This is a genomic window from Methylobacterium sp. A49B (genome assembly GCF_053346215.1).
Genome location: NZ_JBKFBO010000041.1, coordinates 1 through 240 on the forward strand (window position 1 = coordinate 1; position 240 = coordinate 240).

Here is a 240-nt window from a genome sequence, read left to right on the forward strand (position 1 = left end):
GCCGCGACGGTGGCCGAGATGCTCGACGAGGCGGTGATGTTGGCCGACACCGAGGTGCCGTTGATGGTCAGCAGCACGGAGGCGCTGGAGTTGCTGGCGCTGTAGGCGTTGGCGGCGGTGCCGGTGGTGGAGAGCTGGGTCGAGAGCGCTTGGTTGGCGATCGACTTGGCCTGATCGACGAGCTTCTGGATCGAGGTGATGCCCTGGTTGGCCGCCTGGATCGACTGGATGCCGTTGGAG

1 pseudogene is annotated in these 240 nt (G+C 66.2%); it reads right to left on the reverse strand.

What is annotated here, in order from left to right:
* Positions 1–240 (reverse strand): annotated as a pseudogene (locus tag ACLBX9_RS03225) (flagellin); the annotation flags it as partial.